This is a genomic window from Salinivibrio costicola subsp. alcaliphilus (assembly GCF_001996185.1).
Classification (GTDB): Bacteria; Pseudomonadota; Gammaproteobacteria; order Enterobacterales; family Vibrionaceae; genus Salinivibrio; species Salinivibrio costicola.
This window is the reverse complement of record NZ_MUFR01000009.1, coordinates 85,335-92,025: the sequence shown is the minus strand read 5'-3', so window position 1 is coordinate 92,025 and position 6,691 is coordinate 85,335. Positions and strand designations below refer to the sequence as shown.

The 6,691-nt window shown below is 47.4% G+C and carries 5 protein-coding genes and 1 tRNA gene; 3 read left to right on the top strand and 3 right to left on the bottom strand.

The genetic code is table 11. The annotated features are described in order from the left end of the window. Positions 1-247: 247 nt before the first annotated feature. The 3 genes from BZJ21_RS04795 to BZJ21_RS04785 form a co-directional block, all read right to left on the bottom strand. Positions 248-466 (bottom strand): hypothetical protein, encoded by a 219-nt coding sequence (locus tag BZJ21_RS04795; protein WP_077669254.1) that lies wholly within the window; start codon positions 464-466, stop codon positions 248-250. A 74-nt stretch (positions 467-540) separates the two neighbouring features. Continuing rightward, complete coding sequence (locus tag BZJ21_RS04790) at positions 541-2,001, bottom strand: aminotransferase-like domain-containing protein (RefSeq protein ID WP_077669253.1); 1,461 nt, start codon at positions 1,999-2,001, stop codon at positions 541-543. Positions 2,002-2,153: 152 nt separating this feature from the next. After that, positions 2,154-2,240: transfer RNA gene (locus BZJ21_RS04785), tRNA-Leu, on the bottom strand. Positions 2,241-2,455: 215 nt separating this feature from the next. Between BZJ21_RS04785 and BZJ21_RS04780 the strand changes: the two genes are divergently transcribed. The 3 genes from BZJ21_RS04780 (at position 2,456) to arcA (ending at position 6,659) form a co-directional block, all read left to right on the top strand. Then, the gene (locus BZJ21_RS04780) at positions 2,456-2,941 is read left to right on the top strand and encodes an RDD family protein (RefSeq protein WP_077459918.1); all 486 of its coding nucleotides are present in this window, start codon (positions 2,456-2,458) and stop codon (positions 2,939-2,941) included. Between the two features lie 510 nt (positions 2,942-3,451). Then, positions 3,452-4,894: a YfcC family protein gene (locus BZJ21_RS04775; RefSeq protein WP_021023409.1), complete on the top strand. Its 1,443-nt coding sequence runs from the start codon at positions 3,452-3,454 to the stop codon at positions 4,892-4,894. A gap of 544 nt (positions 4,895-5,438) precedes the next feature. Beyond that, the gene (gene arcA, locus BZJ21_RS04770) at positions 5,439-6,659 is read left to right on the top strand and encodes an arginine deiminase (protein ID WP_077669252.1); all 1,221 of its coding nucleotides are present in this window, start codon (positions 5,439-5,441) and stop codon (positions 6,657-6,659) included. Positions 6,660-6,691 lie beyond the last annotated feature (32 nt).

The window sequence follows — 6,691 nt, the reverse complement described above, 5'->3', positions numbered from 1 at the left end:
AGAGCGTGTCGATTCGTGGTTGGCATTTCGTGACTTACGTCTCGTTGCCCCGTCGACAGGAAGCGCAGTATAGAGATCTCAGTTTTTACCGCAACCCCTAAATATAAAAAAAAAGCGCCTTGCTGCTCGTTTGTTCACAAAACAAACAAAAACAGACAAAAGGCCCCTTTTTCTGGTCGCTGAGAGCTTTTCTAGTCGTGGAGAGCGAGAGATGGCTGGTGCTCACGCTCCCTTAATACAAAAACAATTAGTGCAAGTGCGATTGTTGCCTTTCCTCCGCACGCTCTTTCGCTCGACAATAACGCACAGCGCCCCACGCCATGAGCAAAAGCACAAAAGGAATTGCGCCAGCGGTCCATTGCGCCCATGTGTAATAGGCAAGTGTTTCAATAATAATGACGTGGCCAAGGATCAGTAACGCTGCACAAATTATTGCGACCACCATCATGCTCATCTCTTGTTTCATCTTTTCCCCCAAGCTGGTATTGCACACCCAGTTTAAAGGGAAAAGTGCCGTCGCGGCCTAGTACAAAGTGATCACTATTTAACTGGTACAGGTGACGCGGCGAGTAACGATGAGAGAGCCGTCGCAATCTGATTTAACCCATCACACTCGGCATCATTGTGCTCGAGCTCTCTTGTTACTTTTCCATCAATCGAGAGATTGAGACGAAAGCAATGATTAAACCGTCCATCTGTCGCAAACAATGCACCCGGGGCGATGGTCACACCAAACGGCCTTAACGCCTGAAACAGATCACGCGTATCGATGTTTTTATCCAATGTAACCCACAAAAAATAACCGCCTTTGGGTTCGCTAACCGAGGCACTGGCCGGTAAGATCGCTTTGAGTTGGGTGAGGACCTGGTTTTGACGAGTAGACAGCGTTTCACGTAATCGGCGTAAGTGCGCGTCATAGCCGCCTTGTTTTAAGTAATCAGCAATCGTCAGTTGATTGGGCGCCCCTACGGCTAAGCTCGAAACGGACTGACGCTTCTCTATTTGCATCGCATAGCACCCTGCCGCGACCCAGCCCACTCGAAAACCAGGTGCAAGCTGTTTGGAGAAAGAGCCGCAATGTAAGACGCCGCCTTGCGCGTCATAGGCTTTTAAAGGCATGGGCCGTGAAGGGGTGAAATAGAGCTCACCATATACGTCATCTTCGATAAGTGGGACTTGATGAGACGCAAGTAGGCTAACCACACGGGGCCGGTCATCATCTGGAATCGATGCCCCGGTAGGATTATGAAAGTTACTCATTAACCAGCATGCCGATACTTGGTGTGAGATTAAGGCGTGCTCAAGCGCATTTATATCAATACCAGAACTTGGATCAACCGATACAGCAACGGGTTCAAGTTGTAGCCTTTCAAGCGTTTGCAGTACCCCATAAAAAGCGGGTGCTTCGATAATGACTTTATCACCAGGTTGAGTGAGTGCGGCTAATGACAAACTTAATGCTTCTATTGCACCGTTGGTGATAATGATTTCGTCAATGCCAACTTTAATGCCTTGACGCAGATAGCGTTGGGCAATCAACCGACGCAGCCCAGTGTCACCGGGTGGTAAAATAGTAAAGTGGTCTGGATGTGAAGACTGACGAAGCACTCGCGCCATTGCCCGTCCCAAGGCTTGCATGGGGAACAGTTGAGGATCGGGAAATGCCGAACCAAATGGATAGCGCGTTCCTTGGTGACTAGCACTGATCACATCAAAGACATCCTGATGCGTGGAGAGCCATTGAGAATCAGCTTGCGGCCTCGCCAATACATGCTCTGCCAACTGGTTATAATGAGGGCGAACAAAAAAACCGGACCGAGGTCTCGCTTCAACCCAGCCATCAGCTTCCAACTGTTCATAAGCACGCATCACTGTCATTGGACTCACGCGCTGGAGACGGCTCATTTCTCTTACCGATGGGATCCGCTCGCCGACTTGCCAAACGCGCTGCTGGATTTGTGCTTCGATCCAACGAGCAATGTCTTGATAACGCACTTGCACCTTACTACTCCCTCTTTTTGCTTATCGAGGGATCATACCTTGGGCCGTCAGGATTAGCGGGATAGAATGTGGCGGATTGTGACTTGCACATCGCTTATGCGGGCGCATAACGAAAAAAGCCCCAGTCTTTAGACTGGGGCTTTTTTGGGATTTGGTGCCGAGAGAGGGACTTGAACCCTCACACCCGTTAAGGCGGCGGATTTTGAATCCGCTGCGTCTACCAATTCCGCCATCTCGGCAAGTGCGGCCAATTATACGTACCGCCCTTTCGAGTGCAAGCACAAAAAGCAAAAAAGTGTTTGTTCGCATTATTTTTAACCAACTCAGGACACTAAGATACACTTATGCAGAAAAAATCCCCATAGTTGGTCAAAAAAGAACAGCCTAGTCTTACTCGCCAAGACAGTGTCTGTGCTAGGCTAGCATCGAATTGAATACTGGGATGTAAACACCAATGCAAACGTCTTCTATCGCTTGTCCAACCGCAGGTTTTTTTCGCCGCTTAGCGGCCTGGGTCTATGATATTCTCGTGGTTGCCGCACTTCTTATGCTTGCGGGGGGCGGCATGATGGCATTGCTCGCGATCGCACAAGCGCTCGGCATGTCTATCGCGCCCTACCAAGATATCAGTGACTTTCTCACCCATCACCCCATTGTTAACCCATTATATACAGCGTATTTAGCCTGTGTCATCGGTGGGTTCTATGGCTATTTTTGGTGTAAGGCAGGACAAACACTCGGGATGCGAGCATGGCGCCTGCGCCTGCAAAATACCGATGGCAGTAATATTCGCCCCACTCAGGCACTGATCCGCATGGCAACGGCCTGCTTTGGCCTTGGCAACCTCATTGTTATCTTCGATATCAATAATCGCGCTTTCCAAGACCATTTTTCTGAGTGCGATATGATTGTGCTGCCAAAACCCACCAAAAAGAAATAACGCCCTCATCAATAGGGCGCAAGTGCGCCCTTTCCTATGCGGACTTCAGTTTAAGCCAACCGCTAATTTGATTTAAAACAAGAAAAGCCTAATTATCTCACGTTGGAACCCTTGGTGTTTTATCCTGTTTTATTCATCATTAACGCCCACCTCTTATGACTAATTAAGCAATCTGCTCACATAAACGCTATCGAGCAAAGGGATAATATCTGCCTTACGCTGCAAGTAGATACATTTTAATCAATAAAAACCCATCTTTTCCTTGGCGAAAAAAAGGATAAGCACGCGTAAAAACCAACATAACATTCACTTTAAAATTTAAGCTCATCTTTTTAATAAAAAGCCACATTTCCTTTTGTGAGATATCACCAAGAAGTAAGAAGCCTCTCGCTTTTACAATAAAGACAAAGCAAATGTTTATTGCTCAAAATAATAATGACGTGAAACTTAACGCTTTACCTCAACACGTGTAGTACGCCCCTGTACTGAGAAGAGGTATGAGGAGAAACCATGAGTAACCAGAGTGTTCCTGAGAAAAAAGGTTGGTTTGCCAATCTGAAGTTCCCATCCGCTTATACGATACTGTTTATTCTTATTGCCGTCGTTGCCGCCCTAAGTTGGGTCGTACCCGCAGGGCAATACGACCGCACCATGAACGAAGAGCTTGGTCAACAAGTCCCTGTATCAGGCACTTATCAGCAAGTTGAGAGTAATCCGCAAGGCATCGTTGATGTCCTTTTAGCCCCCATTGATGGCTTTTATAATCACCAAACTTATGAAGCGGCGGCCATTGATGTCTCCCTGTTTATTCTTATTATTGGCGGCTTTTTAGGGCTGGTGACGAAAACGGGCGCTATTGATGCTGGTATTGAGCGGGTCACCAAACGCTTGGAAGGGCGCGAAGAGTGGATGATCCCTATCTTGATGGGCCTATTTGCCGCAGGGGGCACCATCTACGGGATGGCTGAAGAATCACTCCCCTTCTATACCTTGCTTGTGCCTGTGATGATGGCCGCACGTTTTGATCCTGTCGTTGCCGCTGCCACCGTGCTACTTGGCGCAGGTATTGGCACATTAGGCTCAACCATTAACCCGTTTGCGACTGTGATTGCTGCCAATGCCGCAGGCATTCCTTTTACCGACGGTATTCTGCTGCGCCTCGCTATTTTGGCCATTGGTTGGCTCATTTGTGTCGCTTATGTCATGCGCTATGCTCGAAAAGTACGCGCTGACCAAAGCCAATCCATTGTTTATGACCAGTATGAAAGTAATAAAAAGCATTTCCTTGGCGAGCACGATGATAATCAAAGCCTAGACTTCACCGCCACACGTAAGGTCATCCTTACCGTTTTTGCCGGTGCATTCGCGGTCATGATTTATGGCGTCTCCTCGCTCGGATGGTGGATGGCCGAGATCTCAGCCGTGTTCTTAGGGGCCGCCATTATCATTGGTCTTATTGCGCGCATGAGTGAAGAGGAAATCACCACCAGCTTTATAGATGGGGCGAGAGACCTACTTGGTGTAGCGCTGATCATCGGTATTGCGCGCGGTATTGTGGTGATCATGGACAAAGGCATGATCACCGACACCATACTGAATAGCGCGGAAAGCCTAGTATCGGGCTTGTCGTCATTTGTGTTTATCAATGTGATGTATTGGCTTGAAGTACTTCTGTCTTTCTTGGTGCCCTCATCATCAGGACTGGCTGTTCTAACCATGCCAATCATGGCGCCCCTCGCTGATTTCGCCAACGTCGGTCGCGAATTAGTCGTCACCGCTTACCAGTCAGCCTCTGGCTTGGTCAACCTAGTGACTCCGACGTCTGGCGTGGTCATGGGCGGCTTAGCCATTGCGCGTGTACCCTATGCGAAATGGATAAAATGGGTTGCTCCCCTGCTTGGCATTTTAACTATCATGATTATGGTTATGCTCAGCGTCGGTGTCATGCTGTAAACACTATCACCGCAACACACGCGCACTTGCGATAAGCAAGTGCGCTTTTTTTTGCCTAAAAACGACCTTGACCTGCTTTATTTTTTTGTCGCTTTGTATTTTTTCACAACAAAACAACATTTTTAACAACAAGCAGTATAATAATGATCACCGTCACAATTCAAACCAAAAAATCGCCTGTACTTGTTAAATTAAAAAAAATCAAAAGATAGTCATTCATTAATGACGCATAAGCTTTAATAAACGCAAAATAAAATAGGCATAAAACAAACACAAAGTCCGCGCAAACTCTGAAGATAAAAAAATAAAAACGCTAAGCAATCATTAAAAGTGATTAATTATTAAAGACCACGTAAATCATCTTCCATAAATACCATTAACACAGGGTAAAAACCGCTCTCTAGGATGTATTGAGTCAATGTGATCCAACTTCCAGTTCCATTATCACGCCGCGTTAGAATGAATTTGTACCCAATAATAAATCTGCACTTTTTATTTATCCCTTCCGATGAAAAGCCAAGCAGAGATATACGGAGAAAGAAAGATGAACAACTTCTATGTCGGCTCAGAAATTGGTCAATTACGTACAGTGATGTTACACCGTCCTGAGCGTGCTTTGACACACCTCACTCCCTCTAACTGTCACGACCTGCTTTTCGATGATGTACTTTCCGTTGAACGCGCAGGTGAAGAGCATGACAAGTTCGCACAAACGCTTCGAGACCAGGGTGTGGAAGTCTTATTGTTGCAAAACCTGCTGGCTGAAACGCTGGATGTCCCTGAAGCCAAAGCTTGGCTGATGAACCTAAAAATATCTGACTATACCTTTGGTCCGTCGTTTGCGAACGATATCCGCTGCTACTTAAATGATCTTCCTCATCATGAGTTAGCGTCGATGTTCTTAGGCGGGCTCGCCTATTCTGAGCTGCCAATCGCAACAACCTCTATGTTGCAAGCGATGCATTCCCCTTCAGACTTTATTATCGACCCACTGCCTAATCACTTATTTACGCGAGATACCTCGTGCTGGTTATACGGCGGCGTATCGATTAACCCAATGGCTAAACCGGCGCGTAAACGTGAAACCAACCATCTACGCGCCATTTATAGATGGCACCCACGTTTCGCCAATGGCGACTTTATTACCTACTTTGGTGGCGAGAACATTGATTATGATAATGCCACTATAGAAGGCGGCGATGTCACTGTCTTGGGTAAAGGCGTGGTCCTCATTGGGATGTCTGAACGCACCACGCCGCAAGGGGTAGAAAACCTCGCATCCAGTTTGTTCAAACACGGACAAGCCAAGCAAGTGATTGCGATGGAACTCCCTAAACACCGCTCATGCATGCACCTTGATACCGTGATGACCCATATGCGCGAAGATACCTTCTCGGTATACCCAGAAGTGATTCGCAAAGACATCAAATGCTGGAGCCTCACCGGTGATCGCACTGGCAAACTCAATGTTCGCGAAGAGGATTACTTCCTAACCGCGATTGAAAAAGGACTTGATGTCGGCCCACTGAATCTGATTACCACAGGCGGTGACAGCTTTGAAGCCGAGCGTGAGCAATGGAATGATGCCAACAACGTACTCACCGTTCGTCCTGGTGTCGTGGTGGGCTATGAACGGAATACCTATACCAACGAAAAATACGATAAAGCGGGTATCACTGTCTTGTCGATTCCCGGTGACGAATTGGGCCGCGGCCGGGGTGGCGCGCGCTGCATGAGCTGCCCTATCCATCGTGATGGTATTTAAAACGCATTGGGCTGATCAGCCCCAACGACTGT